The sequence below is a fragment of the uncultured Flavonifractor sp. genome (assembly GCF_944385615.1).
Classification (GTDB): domain Bacteria; phylum Bacillota; class Clostridia; order Oscillospirales; family Oscillospiraceae; genus Flavonifractor.
Window position 1 is genome coordinate 39,374 of sequence record NZ_CALWXV010000004.1, and the last position, 25,289, is coordinate 64,662.

General features: G+C 57.0%; 22 protein-coding genes. All 22 read left to right on the top strand.

Features of this window, described 5'->3' with window-relative positions; translation table 11 throughout:
• The first annotated feature begins 5 nt into the window (after positions 1-5).
• The 22 genes from Q0J75_RS02385 to fliP all read left to right on the top strand — a co-directional run bounded on the left by Q0J75_RS02385 (position 6) and on the right by fliP (position 25,282).
• A complete protein-coding gene (locus tag Q0J75_RS02385) occupies positions 6-4,958 on the top strand; it encodes an S-layer homology domain-containing protein (RefSeq protein ID WP_297196433.1) in 4,953 nt (1,650 codons plus the stop codon).
• A gap of 284 nt (positions 4,959-5,242) precedes the next feature.
• Complete coding sequence (locus Q0J75_RS02390; protein ID WP_297196434.1) at positions 5,243-8,689, top strand: S-layer homology domain-containing protein; 3,447 nt, start codon at positions 5,243-5,245, stop codon at positions 8,687-8,689.
• Between the two features lie 668 nt (positions 8,690-9,357).
• A complete protein-coding gene (gene flgB, locus Q0J75_RS02395) occupies positions 9,358-9,744 on the top strand; it encodes a flagellar basal body rod protein FlgB (protein ID WP_297196436.1) in 387 nt (128 codons plus the stop codon).
• A 15-nt stretch (positions 9,745-9,759) separates the two neighbouring features.
• Positions 9,760-10,206 carry a flagellar basal body rod protein FlgC gene (gene flgC, locus Q0J75_RS02400; protein ID WP_297196438.1) on the top strand — a complete coding sequence of 149 codons (447 nt, stop codon included), beginning with the start codon at positions 9,760-9,762 and terminating at the stop codon, positions 10,204-10,206.
• A 56-nt stretch (positions 10,207-10,262) separates the two neighbouring features.
• On the top strand, positions 10,263-10,574 hold the full coding sequence (locus tag Q0J75_RS02405) for a flagellar hook-basal body complex protein FliE (RefSeq protein WP_297196440.1): 312 nt from the start codon (positions 10,263-10,265) through the stop codon (positions 10,572-10,574).
• A gap of 31 nt (positions 10,575-10,605) precedes the next feature.
• Positions 10,606-12,216, top strand: a complete 1,611-nt coding sequence (gene fliF, locus Q0J75_RS02410; protein ID WP_297196442.1) for a flagellar basal-body MS-ring/collar protein FliF — start codon at positions 10,606-10,608, stop codon at positions 12,214-12,216.
• Positions 12,213-13,268, top strand: a complete 1,056-nt coding sequence (fliG, locus tag Q0J75_RS02415; RefSeq protein ID WP_297196444.1) for a flagellar motor switch protein FliG — start codon at positions 12,213-12,215, stop codon at positions 13,266-13,268. Before fliF ends, fliG begins: the two co-directional genes overlap by 4 nt.
• Positions 13,261-14,082 carry a FliH/SctL family protein gene (locus Q0J75_RS02420; protein WP_297196445.1) on the top strand — a complete coding sequence of 274 codons (822 nt, stop codon included), beginning with the start codon at positions 13,261-13,263 and terminating at the stop codon, positions 14,080-14,082. The genes fliG and Q0J75_RS02420 overlap by 8 nt, the downstream gene beginning before the upstream one ends.
• Before the next feature lie 15 nt (positions 14,083-14,097).
• Positions 14,098-15,399, top strand: coding sequence for a FliI/YscN family ATPase (locus tag Q0J75_RS02425; RefSeq protein WP_297196447.1), 1,302 nt, complete (start codon positions 14,098-14,100; stop codon positions 15,397-15,399).
• A 14-nt stretch (positions 15,400-15,413) separates the two neighbouring features.
• Positions 15,414-15,863: a flagellar export protein FliJ gene (gene fliJ, locus Q0J75_RS02430; protein ID WP_297196449.1), complete on the top strand. Its 450-nt coding sequence runs from the start codon at positions 15,414-15,416 to the stop codon at positions 15,861-15,863.
• A gap of 34 nt (positions 15,864-15,897) precedes the next feature.
• On the top strand, positions 15,898-17,103 hold the full coding sequence (locus tag Q0J75_RS02435; RefSeq protein ID WP_297196451.1) for a flagellar hook-length control protein FliK: 1,206 nt from the start codon (positions 15,898-15,900) through the stop codon (positions 17,101-17,103).
• A gap of 28 nt (positions 17,104-17,131) precedes the next feature.
• A complete protein-coding gene (locus Q0J75_RS02440; protein ID WP_297196453.1) occupies positions 17,132-17,728 on the top strand; it encodes a flagellar hook capping FlgD N-terminal domain-containing protein in 597 nt (198 codons plus the stop codon).
• Positions 17,729-17,761: 33 nt separating this feature from the next.
• Positions 17,762-18,145 carry a TIGR02530 family flagellar biosynthesis protein gene (locus Q0J75_RS02445; RefSeq protein ID WP_297196455.1) on the top strand — a complete coding sequence of 128 codons (384 nt, stop codon included), beginning with the start codon at positions 17,762-17,764 and terminating at the stop codon, positions 18,143-18,145.
• 91 nt (positions 18,146-18,236) lie between these two features.
• A complete protein-coding gene (locus Q0J75_RS02450; protein WP_297196457.1) occupies positions 18,237-19,337 on the top strand; it encodes a flagellar hook-basal body complex protein in 1,101 nt (366 codons plus the stop codon).
• Positions 19,338-19,421: 84 nt separating this feature from the next.
• Positions 19,422-19,637, top strand: coding sequence for a flagellar FlbD family protein (locus Q0J75_RS02455; RefSeq protein ID WP_297196458.1), 216 nt, complete (start codon positions 19,422-19,424; stop codon positions 19,635-19,637).
• A gap of 52 nt (positions 19,638-19,689) precedes the next feature.
• Complete coding sequence (locus Q0J75_RS02460) at positions 19,690-20,535, top strand: motility protein A (protein ID WP_297196460.1); 846 nt, start codon at positions 19,690-19,692, stop codon at positions 20,533-20,535.
• 33 nt (positions 20,536-20,568) lie between these two features.
• Positions 20,569-21,417, top strand: coding sequence for an OmpA/MotB family protein (locus tag Q0J75_RS02465; RefSeq protein WP_297196462.1), 849 nt, complete (start codon positions 20,569-20,571; stop codon positions 21,415-21,417).
• Between the two features lie 2 nt (positions 21,418-21,419).
• The gene (locus Q0J75_RS02470; RefSeq protein ID WP_297196463.1) at positions 21,420-22,430 is read left to right on the top strand and encodes a flagellar motor switch protein FliM; all 1,011 of its coding nucleotides are present in this window, start codon (positions 21,420-21,422) and stop codon (positions 22,428-22,430) included.
• Between the two features lie 5 nt (positions 22,431-22,435).
• Entirely contained in the window at positions 22,436-23,815 is a 1,380-nt protein-coding gene (gene fliN / locus Q0J75_RS02475; protein WP_297196464.1) for a flagellar motor switch protein FliN, read from the top strand.
• A gap of 59 nt (positions 23,816-23,874) precedes the next feature.
• Positions 23,875-24,240, top strand: a complete 366-nt coding sequence (locus tag Q0J75_RS02480) for a response regulator (RefSeq protein ID WP_297196465.1) — start codon at positions 23,875-23,877, stop codon at positions 24,238-24,240.
• Positions 24,241-24,246: 6 nt separating this feature from the next.
• Positions 24,247-24,606: a FliO/MopB family protein gene (locus Q0J75_RS02485; protein WP_297196466.1), complete on the top strand. Its 360-nt coding sequence runs from the start codon at positions 24,247-24,249 to the stop codon at positions 24,604-24,606.
• A gap of 13 nt (positions 24,607-24,619) precedes the next feature.
• On the top strand, positions 24,620-25,282 hold the full coding sequence (gene fliP / locus Q0J75_RS02490) for a flagellar type III secretion system pore protein FliP (RefSeq protein ID WP_297196467.1): 663 nt from the start codon (positions 24,620-24,622) through the stop codon (positions 25,280-25,282).
• Positions 25,283-25,289: the final 7 nt, after the last annotated feature.

Here is a 25,289-nt window from a genome sequence, read left to right on the forward strand (position 1 = left end):
TGGGCATGACAGGCTGGAGAAACTGGTTCAAACGTCTGGCAGGCGGCGGAGCGGCCGCACTGCTGGCCGTACTTCTGGCTGCCGTGATAATGGTACCGGAGGCAAAAGCCGTCACCGATATGCAGGCCGCCCTGAATCAAGTGGTGGACTGGGGGGTCATGCGGGGCGATATCGCAGGCAATCTGAACGAGAACAACGATATCACCCGCGCGGAGTTTGCCACCATGATCAACCGGGCTTTTGGCTATGCCCGCACAGGGGAAATCCCCTTTACGGACGTGGAGAACACCGACTGGTATGCCGACGACGTGAGCATCGCCTACCAGATCGGCTACATGGAGGGTACCTCTGCCTCCCTGTTTTCCCCCATGGCCAGCATCACCCGAGAGGAAGCGGCGGTCATTCTGGCCCGGGTGCTGGCCATGCAGCCGGAGGTGGGTGAGAACACCCAGTTCAGCGACAGCCGGAGCATGGGCAACTGGAGCCGTGGCTACATCACCGCTATCGCCGACGCCGGGGTGATGAACGGCTACCCTGACGGCCGGTTCGGACCTCAGGACAATCTGACCCGGGGCCAGGCGGCGCTGCTGCTGACCAACGCTCTGGGTACGCCGCTGCTGGAGGCCGGCGACTACAGCCTGGGCAGCGTGTGGGGCAATGTGACCATTACCGCCTCCGGCACCACCCTGCGGGACACGGTGGTGGGCGGCAATCTGTACATCACCGCCGGCGTGGACCTGGGCCATGTGACCCTGGAAAATGTGACTGTGCTGGGGGAGATCATCATCTGCGGCGGCGGCGCCAGTGAGGGCGGCGAGGACAGTATCGTCCTGCGCAACGTCAGCGCGCCCAAGATGATCGTGGACAATATCGGCAATCAGCCCCTGTCCGTGAAGACCGAGGGCGACGGCGTCATTGATGAGGCCTTTATCCGTACCGACGCCTATGTGGAGGACAACACCGCCGACGGCTACGGCATCAGCAAGATCACCATGGATGGGGAAGAGGGCATGTCTCTCACCTTGGCGGGCAACATCAAAGAAGTGCTCAACACGGTTCCCAACAGCAGCCTCTCCCTGGCCAGCGGACAGGCCCACACCATTACGGTGGATGAGTCCGCTGTAGACTCCACCCTGCACATCGCCGGGGGCAGCCGGGTGGAGAATGTGAACCTGGATACCGGCGTGGAGGTCAGCGGCACCGGCGACATCGACAAGCTGACCGTCAACGCCAACGGCAGCACGGTACCCATGCTGCCCGATCAGATCACCATCCGCCCGGGCATTACCGCCAACATCAACGGCGAGGAGATGGACAGCGCGGCGGCGGCGGAGTCCTCGGCGGACCCCCGGCTGTACGCGGGCTATCCCAAGATCAAGGACCTGGCGCCCACCACCGCCACAGCGGTGTTCAGCGCCAATAAAAAGGGCACGGTGTACTGGGCCCTGACAGCGGTGACCGACGGCTCGGTAAGCGTGGATGAACTGATCAACCCCTCGGCCTACCAGCCCAAGGTGGTTCTGAGCGGCACCGTGGCTCTGACCGGCTCCGGTCAGGAGGGGACAGCGGCCCTGAGCAAGCTGACCTCCGACGGATCTTACTACCTGTCCACGGTGTTTGTGGACGCCCGCGGGGAGCGCAGCCCCCTGAAGGTCATTTCCTTCACCACCCCCGACGACAGCAAGCCGGACTTTGCCAAGGGCTATCCCTACATGTCCAAGATCACCAACATTTCGGCGCAGGTCACCGTGATGCCCACCAAGACCTGCCGGCTGTACTGGGCGGTCCTGCCCAAGGGCAGCACCGCGCCCACGGCCAACGACTTCAAGGCCAACGCTGTTACCGGCAACCTGGGCTTTGGCAGCATGGACGTGACAAAGAACACTGCTTACAGCTTTGATGTAAACAATGTGCCTTTGGCCGAGCTGGAGAGCTATGAGCTCTATCTGTGGCTCACCGACGTGGACAACGGACAAAGCTCGGCGGTGAAGAAACTGGACTTCACCACGGTGGATAAGACGCCGCCGGTCTTTAACACCAACCCCACGGTGAACAAGGTGGAGAAAAACTCGGTGGGTCTGTACGCCAACCTGAACGAGGACGGCACCCTCTACTGGGTGGTCGTGGCCCAGGGTGAGGAGTATCCCAAGCCTCTGGCCGGTCAGAGCGGCGCGGTGGACCTGTCCAGTGAGAACGCCAAGATCCAGGTCATGAACGGCATGAACGCCCTGAAGAGCGGCAAGACCAACATGACCGAGGGTAAGGATGTGTCCTTCAACGTCAGTGGTCTGGACCCGGAAAAGGCCTATGATCTGTACTATGTGGCCCAGGACAAGGCGGGGAACTTCTCGGCTACGGTGGGTAAGATCACCATCCATACGCTGGACCCCAATGCCCCCACGGTAACCCAGGAGTTTACCAAATATAATGGGGATGATGAGACGACGCCTTACCCGAATACGGACATTCGCTTGGTATTTAGTGAAGAGGTACAGACGGTAGACACCAATACCACTTTGGTTCAGCTATACCAAAATGTGACACAGGCTGGCGGCAATGATGCTGCCGCAAGAGAAACGATGGCGAATTTCCTCCGCAACAGCATCAAGTTTTATGTGGATACCGGAAACGGCAGACCGGAATTGGTACCGGAGGCAACTGCCACCACCAATAAATCCACGGATGAATGGATCATCGATTACCGCTATGCCGAAATCACTCTGGAAGACGGTAAAACCGTGGTTACATTCCCCACGAAAACGGTGGATACCTTCAGCGCGTTGAATCTGAAAAGCGGCGCTGAATATTACTTTGAGATTGAGGCAAACACGATTGCAGATACCTCCGGGACCAAAAATGTCATGGGTAAAACCACGCTGGACCGGTTTAAGACGATTTTTGCTATCGTGAATCTGAGCAATCCCAATATTACCAGCTTGGATCTTTCTGGTAAAACTGATGTTGAAAACCGTGTGGATGTCAGCTGGACGCTCACGCCTATGACCACGGAGAATACTGCCGATAGTATTGACTGGGATATGATCATCTGGTCGGATACCAGCGTGGTATTTGAACTCTACGCCCGGAATACGGAAAGCGGCGCTCAGAGCGGATGGGAATACTTGGGTACGCAGACGATTACGGTGCCGGACGGCTCGGAGCGGATCGGTATCAGTCTGACCCGGCATTTCCTGGACCAGACCAATGCGCCTGACTTCAATCAGCTCAATACGCTGAAGGAAAATGCCGAATATGAGTATGCCATTCATTTCACGCAGGTGGGCAGCTTGACTGACCCTGACACCTGGAGCCAGCGCATCAACATCGGGATCAATATTCTGGCGGGCAGTACCAACAATCTGCAAACCTTGGCCAACAATCTGACGGTGGACAACTATAATAATATGGTGCCTTCCGCCCTTACCAATATCGGCCAGCCGGATGACTTCAATCTGATCAAGCAGTTCAGCGATCAAACTCCGCCGAAGTTTGCCAACGGGCACCCCACCTTTGAGGCGGGCGCTTCTGTGGTGGATATGTTCTTAATGCTGGATCGTCCCGGCACGGTTTACTATGTGGTGGCGCCCATTCCCACGATACCCACATCGGGAACTGTGAAGGGTGAGGAAGGAACAAAGAATTTCTCGGACGAAAAAGCGGATTATGAGAGACTGGACGAAGCAGGCTTCTATATCAATAACGGCATGGAGTTTGTTTACAATCAGAAGATTTCCACGCCGGCTCGTCTGGACATTGTGAACGCCAGTACCACCTATGGAGCCAATCCCCGTATCAAATATGGTTCCACGTCCCTTGGCCCTTCTGAGATTGAAGAGTTTGTGGAAGATCTTGAACCAAACACCAAGTATATCGTCTATTTTGTCATCCAGGGTATGTCCAACCAGACCTATTCTGAAGTGTATGCCTACCGGTTTGTGACCTCGGATGTGGATATTCCCTACATTACCTTGGAGGCCACCAACCCGGATGTGTCCTTTGAAACTTCGGAAAACGCCAAACTGGATTACGCCCTGTTTGCCCCCAATCAGCTGCCCTCTGTATTTACTAATGAGGAGTTGACAGGCGAGAACCTGGACAGCAGTTTTAACGGCGTTGGACCCAAGGATAAGGATGGCAATCCTATGAAAGTTTTGGACGCCATGCTTACCAGTTGGGATAAGGACACCGGAATGTCCTACTTTGATTACTATGCCAGCCAGCCTTTGAAGGACAGGGTACAGGAGATCATTCAGCGCCGCAGCACCGGCGGCGGATCCCCTGTGGCCACCGGTAAGCTGGAGACAGTGAAGGAAGTTTCCCAGTCGGTTGACTTTACAGATGCCATGCAGAGCGAAGAAAACGCCACCTACTTCTACTGTCTGGCTACGGCACAGAATGCCTTGGGCAGCGCGTACTCCTTTAAGGCAGTGGAAAATGTGCACATCCCCGACCGTGAGCCGCCTTATCTTGTGTATGTCGGAAGAACATTGAATATGGCTGAAAGTGACCCCCAAAATAATAAGTATACCGGGCAACTGACCCTCCAGTTCAATGAGCCGATTTATTACATGGATTATCTGCCCAACAGCACGAATGGCGACAAGGATACCTTGCGGCCGGTGTATCAGATTCCCTACGGAAATGTAGCCAATACGGCTGACAGCACAGGACATATTTCCGTAATTGATGCGGCAGGTAAACCTACTGGATTTACGGTTTCTAGCTGGCTCAAAACGCCAACCCGTACGTTTACCATTGATTTTAAGGACATTGGGGATGGGGCGACCTTTACCTTGTCCAATATCGGTGTACTGAGTGACGCAGCCATGAACGGTACCAAGCAGGCATTTACTCTCCAATTTAAGGTTGGAAGCGGCGGTATTGGTGACTGGCTGACGACCGCGGAATTTGTTGTTATCAGCGGCGATTATCGTCCTGCTGCTGGAGCGGGAAATTAAATCTCATATGGATCGAAAGAAACGGGCGGGCAGAATCTGCCCGCCCGTTTCCGTTTCTTGTGTGGAAATTCAGAGGAGGGATTGAAATGAAAAGATCCATAAGAAAACGGTTGCTGTCCTTGTTTTTGGCGCTTGTTATGCTTGCTGCTCTAACGCCTGCGGCAGTTGCGGTAGATGGAGCGGAGAGCGGAGATGGTGCTGGAATCATACAAGATGGCGGCAGCCAAGATAATGGTGTCCAGGAAACTGTAGTACCAAACTCTGTTTCATTGAGCCAAACCACCATGTCCTTAAAAGTGGGGGAGAACGGTACCCTTACAGCTACACTGAAAGATGCCTCGGGACAGGAAATTACCACCATTCCTCAGGGGGTTAAAGTTGAGTGGACCAGTACCGATCCCCAAGAAGTCAGTGTGACCCCGGCCTCCGGCAGCCTGACCGCCAGCGTGCAGGCATTGAAAACGGCAGAAACAAATGACAATATTAAGGAAGTCAGTATTACAGTAACTGTAACCAGGGCAGATGGTACCGCGTTGCCACCCCAGACCTGTAATGTATTGGTTTCCCCCAATGTTCCGGATGGGGTAAGTGTTACCCCGAATCAAATAGAGCTGGCGCCTGAACAGAAAACAACGCTGACAGCGGCGGTTACCCCCGATACCTTGGACCAGACCGTTACCTGGCGCAGCGAAAATACAGCCATAGCAACGGTAAACGAGGCTACTGGTGAGGTTACCGCTGTAGCCCCCGGCGAAACCAAGATCATTGCTACCTCCAAGGCCAACGGGCTGGAGGCGGCTTGTACCGTCACGGTTCAGGGTATTGTGTTGGATGATGAAAATGTGACCATCAATCAGCGGGGCAGCTATACGCTGAAATATACCATTTACGGCGAAGCCCTGAAAAAAAGCACCATTGTATGGACCAGCGCGGATACCAGTATCGTTACCGTGGACAGCGGTTATCTGATGGGTGTGTCGGTAGGTGAGACTACCGTTACCGCCAAGATCGAGGGCTATAACTTTTCCGATTCTTGTAAAGTCACGGTAAAAAGCAACAATGCCCAGGTCATCCACGCCTCCGCCAGTGTCAGTGCTCCTCTGTCTTTCTCCTCCCTGACCTACCAGCTGCAAAACCAGTGCTCCAATGTCCTGGGCAGGTCCCTCAGCTATGTGGGCGGCCTGTCTGTCTCCACTGACCAGGGCACCCTCTATTACCACTACACCAACGAGGGCGATACCGGCGCCGGTGTGGGCACCGGACAGAACTATTACCTCATGCCCGGCAACGGCCAGAACGGCCTGTCCGAGGTCTCCTTTGTCCCCAAGTCCGACTTTGAGGGTACCGCCGTTATCTCCTATACCGGCTACGCCTCAGGGACCGAGTTCTTCCAGGGCACCATCGAGGTGACCGTGTCCGCCTCCCAGGGCGTTGCCTACACAGCCGCCAACGGCAACGCCGTCCAGTTTGACGCCTCCGACTTTGCCCGGGCCTGCCGGGACCAGACCGGCGGCGACCTGAGTTATGTCACCTTCTCCCTGCCTGACGAGAGCCGGGGAACCCTCTACTATAATTACCTCTCCGAGCAATATCCCGGCACTGAGGTGTCGGCCAGCACTCAGTACAAGTATGCCGGTTCTCCCAACCTGGGGGATGTCTATTTCCTCCCGGCGGCGGGGGCCTCCGGTGAGGTGTCCATTCCCTATACCGGCCGGGACGTGAACGGCACCACCTTCCGGGGCAGAGTTACCATCAAAGTCTCCGGTGCCACTGCCTCCGGTGACCTCACCTACAAAACCGCACAAGGCAGTTGGGTCACGTTTGACGACAGCGACTTCAACAGCCTCTGCCGCTCCCTGACCGGCTACAACCTGGACCGGGTCCGCTTTACTCTGCCCGACTCCGCCCAGGGTACCCTCTACTACAACTTTACTTCCACCGGCAATTACACCTCCACGGTCAGTGAGAGCCGGGACTATTACCGCTCTTCCGCCCCCTACCTGGACAACGTGGCCTTTGTGCCCCAGGAGGACTTTGCGGGTACCGTTTCCATTCCCTTTACCGCTTGGGACGTCAACGGCAACCGCTTTTATGGGGAAGTGGGGATCACTGTCTCCTCCCAGAGCAGCAGCGCTTTGCGCTATACCACCTTCCAGGGCGGGAAGGCCGCCTTTGACGCCGATGACTTTAACAATCTGTGCAGGGATTTGACCGGCAGCCGTCTGAGCTATGTCCGCTTTACCCTCCCGGCCTCCTCTCAGGGCACCCTCTACTATAAGTACACCGCATCCGGTAGCTACGACAGTAAGGTGTCCGACAGCCGCAACTACTATCGTACCTCTACCCCCAGACTGGATGACGTCTCCTTTGTGGCCTCCAGCTCGGCCTCCGGCGTGGTCGCTATCCCCTTTACCGGTTGGAGCACCGATGGTGACCGCTTCTCCGGCACGGTGGAAATCGATGTGGTCAGCGCCCCCGATCCCCTCAGCTATGAGGTAACCGGCGGCAATGTGATCACCTTCCAGGATGCCGACTTTGACAACTACTGCCGCCTTGCCACCGGCAACAGTCTGAGCTATGTGCGCTTCAACCTGCCTGACGCGGCAAGAGGCACCCTGTACTATGACTACAATACATCTACCAAGACCGGCACCAAGGTTACGGCCTCCCGCAATTACTACCGCACCTCCTCGCCCTATCTGGATCGGGTCAGCTTTGTGCCCAGCAACAGCTATTCCGGCACCTTCTCCATGGGCTTCACCGGCTGGAGCACTGAGGGTACCCAGTTTACCGGCACCATCACCATCAAGGTAAACCAGGGCCAGGCGGGCGCCATCAGCTATTCCACCTCCTATCAGCCGGTGACCTTCCGGGTGTCCGACTTCTCCGCCGCCTGCGCCCAGCGGGGGCAGGGTTCCCTGGTGTCTGTGCAGTTCACCGGTGTGGACAGCCTCCTTTACGGCGGACACCTGTATTACCGTTACAATGGGATTGGCTCTGCCAGCAGTCAGGTGCGCAGCAGCACGGTTTATTCTACCAGCGGCACCCCCAACCTGTCTGAGGTGACCTTTGTGCCCAAGGTGGGCTATTCGGGCACCGTTTCCCTCAGCTATACCGGCACCGACTCCAACGGCGGTACCTTCCAGGGTGCGGTGCGCATCCAGGTCACACCCAACACCACCTCCCGCTACTTTACCGACATGACCTCCTACGGCTGGGCGGCGGCGGCGGTGGACTTCCTCTATGAAAATGAGGTGGTCACCGGTACCGGCAGCGGCATTTACTTCCCCCAGACCCAGATCACCCGCGGCAGCTTCCTGGTGATGCTGGACCGGGCCTTCCATCTGCCTGACGCCAGCGGCTATACCTTCTCTGACGTGTCCAGTTCAGCCTACTATACTCAGGCCATCCAGCGCTGCTACGCCGCGGGGGTGGTCACCGGCTATCCCGACGGCACCATGCGCCCCGACGCTCCCATCACACGGGAGGCTGCTGCGGTCATGATTTGCCGGGCCATGCAGGTCTCCGGCTGGAGCCTGGGCAGCGGCAACGAGAGCGCCCTGTATGGTTACTCCGACTGGCAGAGCGTGTCGGGCTATGCCAGAAGCTCTATGGCAGTGCTGGTGGAAAACGGCATCTTTTCCGGGGACAACATGGGCAGACTGATGCCGGGACAGACCATGACCCGCGCCGAAATGGCGGTGGTCCTGGCCAGAACCCTGACCTTGTAACCCCGGCCTGAAAGCCATGCCCCACAATAAACCAGAGGATTGATTCCAATGGCCGCCGAAAGGCGGCCATTTTTTATATAAATTCCTATGGATTTTGAAGAGAATTCTGGTAAATCACATATTATATGAATAATATTTGGCATTTACCTGCGTAAATTACCATAATATAGATTTGTATAAACTGATGGAGGGGGATTCTCGGTAAAATTATAAAATTTGTTTAAATACATAAAAATTATTTGGTATAAAGACTATAAACTATACAAATTAACAAAATCAACCGAATCGGTATACAAATTTCTGTAGGGTTGGAAATATCCTTCCAATTGAATTTTTTGTGGGAAATACTTTGCTGAAGCAGGGAATATAAAATAAATCGGAACTGCATCGCCAGAAAAGGGGCAACACAGCAAAGAACCAAGGGCATTGTAAAATCCTGCCGAATGGATTTGAAATTTAAGAAAAAAAGTTTGTAAAAAGGCAAATTGAACCAATCATATTTCGCTTTTTTACTTGCAAAATCCAAAGTGCTGCGTTACAATAAAAAAGCTAAAATATGTCGAAGAGCACCATTCCATGGAGAAAATGCGGAGCGATTTTGCAGAGAAGCGTTTTTTTCGGGACGGTGCCGTTATTTTCAGGCCCGGTGGAAGGAGGAGCAGGGAAGAATGGACTTTTTATCGAGCAACACCTCGCTGATGCTGCAAAGATCCATGGACTTTTTATGGACCAAGCAGAGCTGTATTCTGGACAATGTCGCCAACGCGGAGACACCCAACTATAAGACCAAATATGTCACCTTTGAGGAGTCGCTGCAGCAGGCCGTCCAGTCGGCCTATAGCGACAGCACCAGCGCCGTGAAGGAGATGCGCGACGCCATTCAGGGAGCATCCATTTCGGTCCAGGAGGCCGAGGAGAGCACCCGGATGGATGAGAACGGCGTCAACATCACCGAGCAGATGGTGGAGCTGACCCGTAACGGCTATCAGCTTCAGTATGTCATGAACGCCATCAGCAGTGATCTGACCTTGATCCGCACGGCTATTACAGGATAAGGAGGGGCGTAAGTCATGGCCTTTTTGACTTCTATGAACGTGGTAGGCTCCGGCCTGACGGCGCAGCAGCTGCGTCTGGATGTGATTTCAGAGAACATTACCAACCAGAACACCACCCGTACCGAAGGAGGGGACGGCCCCTACCGGCGGAAGGTTGTGGTGTTTGAGGCCCAGGAGCACCAGACCCCCTTTGAGCAGGCCCTGGCCAGAGCCCGGAGCGAGACGGTTTCCCAGGGCGGCGTACGGGTAACTGAGATTGTGGAGGACCCGTCTGATTTCAAGCTGGTGTATGATCCCACCAACCCTGACGCCAACGAAGAGGGCTATGTGGAAATGCCCAACGTGGACCTGATCAAGGAGATCTCCGACGCTATGGCCGCTTCGCAGGCCTATTCGGCCAACGTTACTGCCTTCAATGTGCTCAAGCAGGTGACAGCCAGAGGCCTGGAGATTGGAAAATAATTAGGGCGGCCGCCCCCATCCGCCCCTTAGGACGGTAGAGAAAAGAGGAAAATAAAATGACAAGTTTGCAAACCTTGGCTCCTATCCAGGCCCTTCAGGGCGCTTCCGGGCAGGCTGTTACCGGCGTAAGCGCCGGCAGCTCCGGGGGCTCTATGTTTACCCAGATCTTTCAGTCTATGGTGAATAACGTAAAGGAGACCGACGCGGCCAAGAATGAGGCCTATTATGCCTTGGTGACCGGCCAGCTGGACAATCCGGCGGAGGCTACCATTGCCGCGTCCCAGGCCCAGACAGCCACTCAGCTGCTGGTACAGATGCGTGACCGGGCGCTGGACGCCTACAGCGAGCTGATGCGGATTAGCCTGTAATCATTAGAACAGCTGGTCCGGGGGAGTTGTTATGGGAGATAAAGTGAAAAAAGTTGCCGCAGGTGTGTGGCAGCGGTGGAAGTCCATATCCCGAAAGCTGAAGGTGCTTTTGGGCTGTGGCGTGCTGGCGCTGGTGGTGGCGTTGGTGGTAATCATGGTGGTGGTGAGCAATCGGCCCTACACCACCTTGTTTGCTGATTTGAGCCAGACCGATATGTCTGGCATTCTTACCTATTTGTCGGAAAACGGTGTGACTCAATATAAGGTAGAGGGAGACACCATACTGGTGCCGGAGGACCAGGAAGCTCTGCTGAAGGCTCAGGTGCTGCAGGCGGGCTATCCCTCTTCCGGCTATGGATATGATACTTATTTTGACAATGTAGGCAGCCTGACCACCGAGGCCGAGCGCAATCAGTTGGTCCTCTATGCGCTGCAGGACCGGATGCAGGCGGTTATCCGCAACTTTGACGGCGTCAAGGAGGCGGTAGTCTTTTTGACTCCCGGCGAGGATCACACCTATGTGCTGGACAGCAGCAACAAGGTGGACGCCAGCGCCACAGTAACGGTGACCATGGAGGACGGCAAGACACTTACCGATAATCAGGTCAGTGCTATCCGTAATCTGGTCAGCCGGGGTCTGGCCGGGTTGAACGTGGAGAATGTAGCCATTGAAGATACCTATGGCAACCCCTATACATTGCAGGACGATTTTACCGACTTGCAGGATGCCTCTGCGCTGAAGCTGAAGCTGGAGGAGCAGTGGAACAACAACATCCGTACCCGGGTGATGCAGGTGCTGCTCCCGCTGTACGGCGAGGGCAACGTCAGCGTCAGCGTCAACACCGTGGTAGATGTGAATCGGACCTATACCGACTCCACCGACTATTCTCTGGAGGATTGGGCCCAGGGAAGTGACGACAGCATCATTGGTTCTGAGATCTGGAGCAATGAGATCATCCGGGATGGGGAGGATGCCGTTGGCGGCGTGGTGGGTACCGAGCCCAACGCGGACACCAACGCCGATCTGAATACCTATGTGGAGAATCAGGCCCAGCCCAATGGTACCGAGACCTCCATTAGTACCTCCGGCCAGAAAGACCACTTGGTGGACACCGAGAAGCAGCAGGTGGAGCGGGTAGCCGGATACATCACCGACGTGATGGTGTCTGTCACCATCAACGAGAACGTGGCCGGAAACACCAATGCGGCCAGCCTGTATCCCCACGTGGCACGGGCTGCCGGTATTTCTGCGGAGGACGAGCAGGACAAGATCTCCATTCTTATTGCGCCCTTCAATCAGGGCGATACGCCGCCTGTGGACGAGCTGACACCGGACAGCGTTCCCGCCTGGATGCTGTACGCGGCCATTGGCGGCGGCGTGTTGTTCCTGCTGCTGCTGCTGGTGATGTTCCTCATCCACCGCCGGCGGGTGAAGAAGCGCCGGAAGCTGGAGGAAGAGGCCGCAGCTGCGGCTGCTGCTCAGCAGCCTGAGCAGGAGACCCAGCAGGCGGAGATCATGGACCTGGAGACTGAAAAGAGTATGGAGCTGCGGCAGGATGTCCGGAAGTTTGCCGAGGACAATCCGGAGATCGCGGCGCAAATGGTGAAAAACTGGTTGCGAGAGGGTGAACGAGCGACATGAGTGAAATGGCAGCGGATTCGGTCCAGGGGAAAGCCGCGCCCACCCAGCCAAGAAAAGAGCTGACCCGCCAACAGAAGGCGGCAGCCGTCATCATCTCGCTGGGAACCGAGAAGGCGTCTCAGCTGTACCAGTACATGGACCCGGAGGACGTGGAACAGATCACTCTGGAGGTCGCCAAGCTGGGCTATGTGGACGCGGCCACCACCGAGGAAGTGCTCAACGAGTACTACCAGATGTGCATGACCAACAAGGCGGTGACCGAGGGCGGACTGGAGTACGCCCGGGCCGTGCTGGAGCGGGCCTTCGGCAGCCAGACGGCCAGTATGCTGCTGGACAAGGTGACCAAGTCTTTGAAAAACCGGGAGTTTTCTTTCCTGAACAAAGCGGACGAGAAATCCCTGTACGCAGCCTTACAGCATGAGCGGCCCCAGACCATCGCCCTGGTGCTGTCCTATGTGGACCCGGAGAAGGCGGCGGCGGTCATCGACGAGCTGGACCCGGAGCGGCAGGTCAAGGTGGTGGAGAATATCGCCACCATGGAGAGCGCCTCCCCCACGGCCGTGAAGGTCATCGAGGCGGAGATGGAGAAGCGATTCTCCAGCATCATGACCACCAACAATGTAAAGGTGGGCGGCGTGGACTACGTGGCCGGCGTGATGAACAATCTGGACCGTGCCAGCGAGAAGAGCATCTTCGACCGCCTGTCCTCTTACAACGCCGATCTGGCCGACGAGATCCGCAAGCGGATGTTCGTCTTCGAGGACATCGTTACCATGGACGACCGGTCGGTGCAGCGCTTTATCCGGGACTGCGATCCCAAGGATATCGTGCTGGCCCTCAAGGGCGCCAACAGCGAGGTGGCCAACAAGATCTTTACCAACGTCTCTGCCCGTATGGCTCAGAGCATCCGGGACGATCTGGAGGTTACCATCAACGTGCGTATCCGGGACGTGGAGGCGGCCCAGCAGCGCATTGTGGGCGTGATCCGGGACCTGGAGGAGAAGAACGAGCTGATCATCCTCAAGGGCGGAAAGGACGATATCATTGCCTAACATCTTTAAACATTTTCTTCGGCCCCAGGTGGATAAATACAGCTTCCCCCAGGCCGATGAGATTGAGTTGGAGGAGGACTCCGTTGATCTGCCTCCGCCTGAGGAAGAGGAGTCACCCTCTGCCCCCTCCAACCAGGAGGGGGCAGAGGCGGAGGACGCTGAGCCGGAGGGAAGCGCAGCCGCCATGCTCTCCTACGCCAAGGTCCAGGCCGATGAGATCGTAGCGCAGGCCAGGCGAGAGGGTGAGGCTTTGCTGGAGGAATACCGCCAGCAGGCCGCCGAACAGATCCAGCAGCTTCAGGAAGAGGCCAAGCAGGAGGGTTTCCGCCAGGGCTATACCGATGGAATGGCCAAGGCGCAGATCGAAAACCAGGCCAAGCTGGAGGAACAGCTCCAGCAGCAGACCGAGCAGATCAAAGCCTTCCTGCAACGGGCCACCCAGGCCAAGGAGGATCTGATGCTGCAGGTCCAGGATGAGCTGTGCGACCTGAGCATCGCGGTGGCGGAAAAGGTGATCCATATCAGCCTGAAGAGCAGCCGGGAGGTCATCCTGCGCATGGTGCAGATGGCCACCGAACGGCTGCGGCGGAGAGAGTGGGTCCACATTTACATCGGCGGCTGCGACACCCGGGAGCTGGCCCAGATTGCTCCCGAGCTCACCGCCTCTCTGGCCGGATTGTCCGACCACATCAAACTGATTCCCATGGCCAACGACGAGTCGGGTACCTGCATCATTGAGATGCCCGACGAGATCATCGATGCCAGCGTCCCCACGCAGCTGGACAATCTGAAGGGTATTCTCCGCGGCGGATGAGAGGAGGCGGCGGGCTTGTTTGAAGAGATGATCCAGCGGGTGCAGCAGGCCCAGACCGTCAGCTACACCGGTAAGATTGAAAATATTGTGGGCATGTCCATCGAGGCCTCCGGCGGCCGGGCGGCGGTAGGGGACATTTGCCAGATTTATAATGGAGAGTCGGGCGGTCAGGTGATGGCCGAGGTGGTAGGCTTCAAAAACGACCATATCCTGCTGATGCCCTACTCCGACATGAGCGGCATTTCCGCCGGCAACTTTGTGCGCAATACCGGCCGGCGGCTGAGCCTCAATATGGGCCCCTTTTTAAAAGGGCGGGTTATCAACGCCCTGGGTCAGCCCATTGACGGAAAGGGTCCCTTCCAAGGGGGGACCCCCTTCTGCGTGGATGGGGCTACCTACATCAACCCCATGGCCCGCCCCCCCATCCGGGAACGGCTGGAATTCGGGGTGAAGGCCATTGACGGGATGCTTACTGTGGGCAAGGGCCAGAGAATCGGCATTTTTGCCGGTTCCGGCGTAGGCAAGAGTACCCTGATGGGCATGATCGCCAAGTACGTGAAGGCGGATATCAACGTCATCGCGCTGGTGGGCGAACGTGGCCGTGAGGTGCTGGAGTTTATGGAGAAGGACCTGGGCCCGGAGGGTATGAGCCGTTCGGTGCTGGTGGTGGCCACCTCCGACCAGCCCGCCATGCTGCGGAAACGCTGTCCCTCGGTAGCCACCGGTGTGGCCGAGTACTTCCGGGACCAGGGATATGACGTGCTGCTGATGATGGACTCCCTCACCCGTTTTGCTATGGCTCAGCGTGAGATCGGCCTGGCGGTGGGAGAGCCCCCGGTGGCCAGAGGCTACACCCCTTCCATCTATTCTGAATTGCCCAAGCTGCTGGAGCGCAGCGGAAACTTCCAGAAAGGCTCCATCACCGGCGTGTACACCGTGCTGGTGGAGGGCGACGACACCAACGAACCCATCGCCGATACCGTCCGCGGTATTCTGGACGGGCACATCGTGCTCTCCCGGCGGTTGGCCAACAGCAACCATTTCCCCGCCATCGACGTGGGCGCCAGCATTTCCCGTCTGATGACCGATATCGTCTCCCCGGAGCACCGGCAGCTGGCGGCCCGCATCCGGGATATCATGGGGCTTTACGAAAAGAATCTGGACCTGGTGTCCATCGGCGCCTACAAAGCGGGGACCAACCCCAAGCTGGACTACGCGCTGAGCAAGATCGACGGCATCCAGCAATTTCTGATGCAGGGCATCGGAGAGGGCTTTTCCTATGACGAGGACCTGGACATGATGCGGAAGCTGTTGTAAGAAAAGGAGTACCCATGAAAAAGTTCCGATTTGGCCTGGATAGTGTACTGAGTTACCGCCAGCAGGTGCTGGAGGGGCGGCAGAATGAATATGGTAAGGCCATGCGCCGGGTCCAGGAGCAGCGTATGCGCCTGGAGGCGGTGCAGCAGCGCTACCAGGAGACCAACCAGCAGTTCCGGGAGGAGGCCGCCGCCGGAATCAGCATTGCCGACGCCATGGGCTTTGAGGTGGGCCTGCGGGCTTTGGAACGGGAGATTGCCCGTGAGACCAAGGCCCTGCGGGATCTGGAGGCCGAGGCGGAAAAGCGGCGGATTCAGATGCTCCAGGCGCACCAGGACGCCGCTATGCTGGAGAAGCTGAAGGAAAAGAAGCAAGAGGACTACCGGAAGGCCGAACAAAAACAAGATGAGTTGTTCATAGACGAGCTGGTCTCCGCCGTGCGGGCGGGGAGGAGCGACTCTTGAACATAATCCCAACACTGAAAGGAGGTGAAAAAAGATGAACATGACCGATATGCTGTTGCAGATGACCATGCAGGCCGCCTGGCAGGTACCCAATGTGTCCCAGTCCAACGGCAGCAGCCAGAGCAGCGCCAACAGCCAGGGTACCTCGTTCCAGGAGCTGTTGGACCAGCGCCGGGACCAGCTGACCCAGCAGAGCGGAGACAAGACCAACGGCACACAGAAGCCGGAGGACAATACCGCTCAGGAGCCGGCAGATCCCACGCAGCCCCAGCCGGAGGAACAGCCTGAGACCATGGAGCTGCAGGCCGCGGCTCTGGCGCCCTTCCTGATGAACCAAACCGTCACGATCACGCCTGTGGTGCAGCAGGGAGAGGTGGCGCCCGAGGCCGCCGTGACCGCTCCGGTCCAGACCCTTACCCCGGTGGTTGAGACTGCTGTGGATGGGAATGCAGTCCAGATGCCCCAGGTACAGGCTGACAATGGCCTGACCCAGCAGGTCCAGCCCCAGCAGGCGCAGGTGATCGGGCAGGCTCAGGAGCCTCAGCAGACCCAGCAGACCAACCAGTCCGCCGACGCTCTGAATGGGCAGAACGTTTCCGCTCAGCAGACCCAGGAGACCGTGGTGACCACCCAGCAGACCGCTCAGCAGTCCCAGCAGGACCAAGCTCAGGATCTGACCCAGTCCGCGCCCCAGAATAGTCAGGATCAGAAGCTGGACGACGCTGCGGTGAGCAGCTGGCAGACCCCGCTGTTCCAGGATGTGGAGGCCACTCCTGTCCGGGTGGGCGACGCCGAGGTGGATATGACCGCCCCCGCTCAGGAGGTGGAAAACAAGCTGGGCGATATGCTGAAGACGGCGCTGCAGCAGGGCGAACAGCGGCTGGAGATCAAGCTGACCCCCGCCAACCTGGGTACTGTGGTGGCGGAATTCACCCGCAGCCCCGAGGGTATTCTCCACGTGGTGCTCCACGCTGAGAACGAGCAGACCGCCAGACTGCTGAGCGACCACGCCTCGTCTCTGGGTATGCTGCTGCAGGAGAACACCAACAGCCAGGTACGGGTGGAGGTGCCCCAGCCTCAGCAGAGCCAGTCCATGTGGCAGCAGCCCGACGACCAGCAGCAGCAACAGCAGCAACAGCAACAGCAGCAACAACAGCAGCATACTCCGCGCCAGGAGGCGGAATCCTTCCTCCACCAGCTGCGTCTGGGCCTGGTAGACAGCCAGACCGAAGCAGTATAAACGGCGCACAAGCAAGAGGTGAACAACTATGGAGAGCAGCGATTTCATGCCCATGTCTCTGGATACCTTCCAGAACGTCAACAGCTACGCCGCAGCTAAGAGCGGCGGAAACCTGACGGTGGAAGAGGTCGAGGACCTGGGGTATACCGTCAAAGACGATAACGATTTTGGCCTGGACTTTACCGACTATTTGAACCTTATGGTCCAGCAGCTGCAGAATCAGACCATTGACAACACCGCTGATACCTCCGATATGCTCAACCAGATGGTCCAGATGTCGGTGGTCCAGATGATGAATACGGTGCAGACTGGTCTGGAGAACCTGACCGCCGCCACCACCATGTCCTATGCGGCCTCTCTGGTAGGCAAGACCGTTACGGTCGGCGTCTACAATGAAGAGGGCAAGATTGAGGAAGTTGTGGGCACTGTGCAGGGTACCGGTACTTATGAGAATGTCCCGGTGATCTTTATCGATGATGAGATGTATCCCCTGAACAGCATTATGGCTGTGGGCACTCTGCCTGAGATTCCCGAGGAAGGGGAAGGCGGCGAAGGCGGCGAAGGTGGCGAGACCGGAGGTACCGGCGGTACCGAAGGCGGCGACCAGGAGACGCCGGAGGTCTAAGGAGCCTCAAGGTACAATAAAGGAGGTGTTCCCATGGTGGGATCGATCCATGCGGTGGGATCCAACGGGTTGACCGGACAGGTTGACGCCCGCAGGACACAGACCTCCGGAGAAGGCAATTTTGGCTCAGTGCTGCAGCAGGAGCTGGCCCGTACCCAAACCCGTCAGGTGGCGTTTTCCAAGCACGCCCTGAGCCGGGCCGAGGAGCGGGGGATCGAAGTGACTCCGACGCTTCTGGAACGGCTGGGTGACTCGGTAGAGCGAGCCCAGGCCAAGGGCGCCACCAATATTCTGGCACTGGATCAGAGTTTGGCCTTTATTGTCAACGTTCCCAACAACCGCGTGATCACCGCTCTTTCTGAAGCGGAGATGAAAGACAGCATTTTTACCAACATTGACGGTGCCGTGTTCCTGTGAATCACAGAGGGCAGGACCGTAAGGAGGCTCTGGGGGCCGTGTGAAGGACGGCTTCCCGGCGGCGCCACGATTGGAAAAGGAGCAAATACACATGGCTATGACAGGCGCTATGAGCGCGGCTATTTCCGGCCTGAAGACCCACATGCAGGCTCTGAGCGTAGTTGGCAACAACATTGCCAATGTCAACACCAATGGCTACAAGGCCCAGCGCATTACCTTTAAAGAGAGTGTTTACGATACCCTGAGCGCCGGCTCCGCCGGTACCAATATGATGGGCAGCACCAACCCCAAGCAGATCGGCTACGGCTGTACCGTGGGTACCATCGACCTGGATATGAGTACCGGCGACCTGAGCGCCACCGGCCGCGACCTGGACTGTACCATCCGGGGCGACGGCTTCTTCCTGGTGGGCTCCAAGCAAGAGAACATTGACAGCGCTGATGCGGTGAAAAAGCTGCAGCTCACCCGGGTGGGTGACTTCCAGTTCCGGGACGGCTATCTCACCGACGGCCAGGGCAACGTGGTATACGGATTTTTGACCAGTGCTGAAACCGACGCAGAAAATGGTGCAGGTCAGGCAGGTACCGCAGCAGGTGAGATTTCTAAAGATTTGGTGCCTATCCGTCTGCCTATGAAGTCTAACAAACAAGGCGAGGAAGGCAAGGCGGTCTATGTTGGTGTGGATGGCACCACGGGCGCAAATGTTAACCCTGAGGATGGGAACTCCGGCTATGCCGATACCGAGCTGGATGGCTATATTAACTATAAAAACCTGCGTATTGATGAGAACGGCAAGATCACCTGTAACAATGATGACACCGGCGACGTGGTTGTGGTGGGCTATATCGCCATGGGCGTGGCGGAAAACCCCAACGGTGTGCTCCACCTCGACGGACCCTACTATGAGGCCGGTGACGCTGCCGGAGACATCACGGTCAGTGCCTTTAACAGCGCGGTGACCGGCGCTCTGAGAAATGGAAAAATTCAAGCCAACGGTGCTACTGATCCGGCTACTCAGTTGCTGAATAAGAGCACCACCGGTCTGATGACTGCCTTCCTGGAGGGCTCTGGCACTGACCTGGCTACCGAATTTACCAACATGATCCTCTATCAGCGTGGCTATCAGGCCAATACCCGTATCGTAACCGTTACGGACACCATGCTGGAAGAGCTGGTCAATATGAAGCGCTGATCTATGATCTGACGGAACAGGCGCTCCGCCGCCTGGGGCAAAAAGCCCCCAGGCGGCGGAGCACAAGAAAAGAGGGCGAGCATTGTGATTGTGTTGCAGAAGATGAATGGAGAGCGGTTCCTGGTCAATCACAACCAGATCGAGTGCATTGAACTGATCCCGGAGTGCAAGGTGGTCATGATGAATCATGATTACTATCTGGTGCGGGACACCGCTGAGCAGATCATCCAGAAGATTGCGGAGTATAACGCCAAGATTCAGGACATCCACCGGGAGATCTCTGTGGACGACCGGCGCTGACCGTAACGCTTCCCCGCTTGTGGGCGGGAGATAGACAGAAGGGATCGACGTTATGAACATCATGTATTTGATCGGCATACTCTTGGCCATATTCTTTACCCTGTTCGGTATCGCTTTCGATGCGACTGCCAGCCCGCCTATCGTGCTGGTCAACCTGATAAACTTCTTTGACGTACCCAGTATCCTGATCGTGGTGTGCGGTACCTTTGCAGTGGTAATTGCCTGCTACCCCAAACTGGCCAAGTCCATGCCGGCCCATTTGAAGATCATGCTGCGGGCAAAGGCCTTTGACCCCAACTCCTATGTGGACCAGCTGGTGGAGTTGGCACAGATCGCCCGGAAAAACGGACTTCTGGCTCTGGAAGAAAAAGCGAATGAGCAGACGGACCCCTTCTTCAAGCAGGCCATCATGCTCATTGTGGACGCCAACGATCCTGACCGGGTACGCAGCATTCTGGACAACGATATTGAGCAGACCTCAGCCCGCCACCAGGAAGTGGTGGCCATGTATGAACGGGGCTCCAACGCCGCCCCGGCCTTTGGTATGATCGGTACTCTGATCGGTCTGATCAACATGCTGAAAGGCCTGGATGGCGCGGATATGGAATCTCTGGGCCCCAATATGTCGGTGGCTCTGGTTACCACCTTCTACGGTTCTGTCCTGGCCCACGTGATTTTTAACCCCATTGCCGCCAACCTGACGGCCCGGGATGAGGAAGAGATTCTCTGCCGGCAGATTGTGGTAGAGGGTATTATGGCTATTCAATCGGGCGAAAACCCCAAATTTCTCCGCGAGCGGCTGTTAACCTTTATGAAGCAGAAGCAGCGGGACGGCGCGGAAGAGGGAGGCGCTCAGCCCAATGAAGGCAAGAAGGGCAAAAAAGCCAAGAAGAAATAAACGGCCCGGCCACGGGGGAGAGGAGGCTTGGAAATGAGAAAAAAACGCGGCGGCGGCGGCGGAGCCAACTGGATGGACACCTATGGTGACATGGTCACGTTGTTGCTGTGCTTTTTTGTCATGCTCTACTCCATGTCCACGATGGACAAGGCGAAGTGGGTTGCCCTGGTGGAATCCTTTAATCCGGATGCCGTAACCGAGCAGAACCCCGGCGGCCATGAGGTGAGCAACGCCGAAAATGAAACAACGCCCACCCTGACCCAGGCCCAGGTAGACGCGGAGATCGAGGAACTCTACCAAAGCATGAAGCAGTATATCGAGGAGGAGAATCTGACCACCCAGGTCAGTATCACCAAGGGCGCCGGTTATGCGTTCATCTCCTTTGACAATACCGTCTTCTTTGACGGAAACAGCTATACTTTGCGGGATGACGGCAAAGTCGTGCTGGACCAAATCGCCATGAGTATTGGTCAGGTCAATGAGTCTATTGACGAGATCCGGGTGCTGGGCCATACCGCCCAGGAAATGCCCGATGAGCCCAACAACGCTACGGCGGACCGGTTCCTTGCCACAAACCGCGCGGCGGTGGTAACGGTCTACCTGCAGGAAAAGAATGTGATAGACCCCGCCCGACTGGTCAGTGTCGGATATGGTCAGTGGAGACCTGTCTCGGACAACGACAGCTCCAGCGGCCGGGCCGCGAACCGGCGGGTGGAACTGCTGATTACAGGACTTGATGTAGAAAACGGTATCGGAGACGACATTGCCCAGTACTACACGATGCGTTCCGGCGAGGACGAAACCTTGGGCGAGACGGAGGGGACCGCCGGCACATCCGACGGACAGACCCAGACGCAAACCGGTTCCGGCCAGGAGGGATAGGCATGGCGGAAGTATTGTCGCAAAGTCAGATCGACGCACTGCTCAGCGCAGCCCGCAGCGGCGAGATGGACCTGAATCGTTCCGACCAGGACGCAGAGAAAAAGTACCGCAAGTACGACTTTTACAGCCCGAGAAAATTTACCAAAGACCGGTTGAAAATGATCAACAGCGTCTTTGAAAACTATACCCGCATCATTAATTCCAGAATCAATGGCCTGCTGCATACCACCAGCGAGATCTCGGTGGAATCGGTGGAAGAGCAGCGCTACTATGAATTTTCCAACGCTCTGTCTGACGGAGATGTCCTGACCCTGGCGGATGTAGACGTCCAGGGAGTGCGGGAGACCGAGGAGACCCCGGTTTTGTTCCACCTGAGCACCGGGCTGGTCCTGAATATGATGGACCGGCTCATGGGCGGAGAAGGAGAAGGAACCGCCAACGCGCCTGCCGGGTACAGCTTTACCGCACTGGAGTTAAAGCTCTACGAGGATATCCTAAAGGACATGATCGGTATTTTGGGTGGCAGCTGGGAGAACTACATCGACCTGAATTTTGCCTTCCGGCGGGTGGAATCCAACCCCACGCTGGTACAGCTGATCGGCCTGGACGAGACAGTGGTCATCATCGGCATCAGCATCAAGTTTACCAACGCGACCGGGCGTATGAGCATCTGTCTGCCGGGCATGATGCTGACCAACATCTTTACCAAGATCGCGGCTATGAACCAGGTGGGCCGCGGCTCGGGGGAGAACAACTCCCAGGAAATCATGGATATCCTGAGGGACTCCCGATTGGAGGTTACCGCGGAGCTGGGACGGACCCAGCTGACGCTGCGGGATATCTATTTTTTAAACGTGGGAGACGTGGTCGATTTGGGACATCCTACCCAGGAGCCGATTCATTTGTATATCGGCGGTCAGCCCTGGTTCGGCGGAAAGCTGGGTACCCAGGGCAACAGCATGGCCGTTAAAATTTCCGATACCTATCACGTCCAGACAAGAGAGGAGAAGTGAGGCGCATGGCTCAGAACACCTTTAATACGATGGAACTGGACGCCATCGGTGAAATCATGAACATCAGCCTGGGGTCCTCGGCAACCGCGGTATCCAATATGCTGGACCACCGGGTGGATATCACCACCCCCTCGGTCAGCGTGGTTTCGGTGGAGGACTTCAGCATCGGCGATCTGGAGCCGGCGATCGGCATCGAGATCAGCTATGTGTCCGGTCTGGAAGGCAGCAACATCATGCTGCTGAAAAAGAGCGACGTCAAGGTGATCGTGGATATCCTGATGGGATATAAGACGCCGGAAGAGGAATTTGAGCTCAATGAGCTAACCGTCAGCGCGGTATGTGAGGTCATGAACCAGATGATGGGCGCAGCGTCCACCGCTCTGTCCGACTTCCTGGGTCATGCGGTCAACATCTCCACCCCGAAATCCTTCGCACTGGACGACATAGACAAGTTCAAGCAAGAGCATTTCTCCGCCTCCGACGGTACGCTGGTTGTGGTCCGGTTCATGTTGAGCATTGAGGATATCCTCAAGAGCGAATTTGTCAACGTGATGTCGGTGGACCTGGCCAGAGAGCTGCTGGCAGGCTTTGAGATGAACTTCGGCAGTGTCTCCTCGCCAGAGGCGGAGCAGGCCCCCGCGCCCCAGCCGGAGCCTCAGCCCGCCCCGGCCGCTTCCTCCGGGTCCTCCGGCCAGGTGATGAGCCAGGAGGAGATCGAACGGATGATGGGCGGCATGGCTGGCGGCCAGGCAGCTTCCGCACCCGCTTCTTCCGGCGCCACCATGAGCCAGGAGGAGATCGAGCGGATGATGGGCGGCATGGCTGGCGGTCAGGCGGCTCCCGCACCCGCTCCTGCCTCTTCCGGCGCTACCATGAGCCAGGAAGAGATCGAGCGGATGATGAGCGGTATGGCCGGAGGAGCCCAGGCGCCTCAGCAGCAGGCGCCGGTACAGCAGATGCCGCCTCAACAGCAAATCCCTCAGCAAATGCCGGGTTGGCAGATGCCTATGCAGCAAATGCCCATGCAGCAGATGCCGGGCTGGCAGATGCCGGAGCCCAAACTCATCAACGCCAATCCCGTACAGTTCCCCTCGCTGGACGTGGAGGACCGCCTGGGCAAGGAACAGGCGGACAATCTGGAGATGATCATGTCCGTCCCGCTGGAGATTTCGGTGGAAATCGGCCGAACCCGGCGGAAGGTGGAGGACATCCTCGCTTTTTCCAAAGGCTCCTTGGTCGTTCTGGACAAGTTGGCCGGAGACCAGGTAGATCTGTTTGTCAACGGTTTGTGTGTCGCCAAGGGCGATGTGGTAGTCATTGACGACAACTTCGGCGTACGTATTACCGAGGTGCTCAAGCACAACGAGCTTTTAAAACTGACCTGACCCGGCCGGACAAATCAGGTACGGCACAGGGAACAAAAAAACAGTAAAGGATGAACATCATGGCTAAGATTCTGATTGTGGACGACGCTGCGTTTATGAGAAAGGTGATCCGGGATACCCTGACCAAAGAGGGGTACAATGACATCCACGAGGCTGTGGACGGCCAGGATGCGGTGGAAAAGTACTTTGAGATCAATCCCGATTTGGTGCTGATGGACATTACTATGCCCAACATGGACGGCCTGGAGGCTCTGAAGGCCATCCGCGCCAAGGACAGCAACGCCAATGTGGTCATGTGCTCTGCCATGGGCCAGGAGGCCATGGTGGTGGAGGCTGTACAGGCGGGTATCAAGGACTTTATCGTCAAGCCCTTCAAGAGCGATCGTCTGCTCAAAACGGTCACCTCCATCGTAGGCGCTCCCTAATCTACTATGCCCCTGGAAGAGATTGGCTCTCTGCTCTGGGCCCTGCTGGTCACCTGTCTGATCCTGGTACTGGCCTACTGGTTTACCAAGCGTGTGGTAGGCCGTACCGCCTTGGGCGGACGGTGGAAAGGACGGCACCTGACGGTGCTGGAGCAAATCACAGTGGGGAAGGAGCAGAAACTGCTGCTGGTGCGTATGGGGGAGCGGCTGTATTTTCTGGCGGTTACGCCGGGTGGGGTCACCACCCTGCGGGAGCTGTCGGAGGAGGAGGCCGCGCCCTGGATGACCCAGGACCCCCAGACGACAGGCGGTTCGGACAGCTTTGTACAGGCGCTGCGCCGGGTATTGGAGCAGCGGAAGCGATAAGGAGGTGTGAGAGATGGACGCGCTGATCAATGTAAATGGAGAAAATGTCCAAACTCTCCAAATCCTTTTTATGACCACCATGATAACCCTGCTGCCCTCCATGGTGGTGATGATGACCTCTTTTACCCGGTATATCATCTCGTTTTCTTTCCTGCGCACCGCAATGGGACTGCAGCAAAATCCCCCCAATATGGTTTTGGTGGGTATGGCGCTGTTTCTGACTCTGTTTACCATGTCCCCAGTGGTGAGCAAGATCCAGACCACCGCCTATGAACCTTACATAGCGGAGGAGATCACCCAGGAGGAATTTATCCAGCGGGCGGAAATTCCCCTCAAGGAATTTATGGCCAACAATACCGAGCAAAGCGCGCTGGATCTGTTCTGTGAGCTGGCGGGAGTGGAACCGACGGACGGCCCACAAAGCGCCCAGGACCTGCCGCTGCGGATTCTGGTCCCTTCCTTTATGACCACTGAGCTGAAGCGGGCGTTTATCATCGGTTTTTACCTGTATCTCCCCTTCCTGCTCATTGATGTGGTGGTAGCCTCGGCGCTGATGTCCATGGGCATGATTATGCTTCCACCCTCCATGATCTCCATGCCCTTCAAGCTGCTGCTCTTTATTACCCTGGATGGCTGGCAGCTGCTGTTCTCCACTCTGATACAGGGCTTCAATTAGGAAAACG